This window comes from Arthrobacter sp. Cr_A7 (assembly GCF_029222765.1).
Taxonomy (GTDB): domain Bacteria; phylum Actinomycetota; class Actinomycetes; order Actinomycetales; family Micrococcaceae; genus Arthrobacter.
In genome coordinates, this window is the sequence record NZ_JARHXQ010000331.1 from 1 (window position 1) to 547 (window position 547).

A 547-nucleotide genomic window follows, 5' to 3' on the forward strand; every position below is an offset into this window, starting at 1 on the left:
TCGCTTCCTGGTACTCGTAGTACCCGGGCAGGCCATATACCAGCTCGCCGGACATCAAAGGACTCACGATGTCTATGAAGTAAAAAAGTGCGACGGAAAAGGGGAGGAATAACAGGAACGTTGTTGGGAGCAACACCGCCACATACTTGAGCTGCACCTTCCAGCATCGCTTGTCCCAAGCTGCGGTTAGTTCTTTTTGGTCAGCGTCTATCGTCTGCGTCATGCTCTCCCCCAATGAATTCCTGCGTTCCGGGCACAGTCTACGGCGGCAAGCGGCGTGCCGATTTGAAAAGTAAGCATGCTTGCTATTAGTTTGGGTGTCAGCTTCTCCGCATATCCCCCATCATGCGGAGTGGTTGCCAGGGAGGCCCCGCCACTGCTCGTGCTGCGGGGCTTTTCGCTACCGCACTATGCAGCGGGTGTCAGATCCGAACGGCAGAGGGAGTGTGCAGTGGCTCAGGGCGACATTGAGACGTACTACGAAGACGGTTCGTGGAAGAACAAGCGTGAGGGCGCTGACCGCGCGTTCGGTGCCGGCTACGGCACC

At 57.2% G+C, this 547-nt stretch carries 1 protein-coding gene; it reads right to left on the reverse strand.

What is annotated here, in order from left to right; genetic code table 11:
* Positions 1–223, reverse strand: a 223-nt coding sequence (locus P2Q66_RS20065) for a hypothetical protein (RefSeq protein ID WP_275730973.1), incomplete at its 3' end; no start/stop codon positions are given.
* Positions 224–547 lie beyond the last annotated feature (324 nt).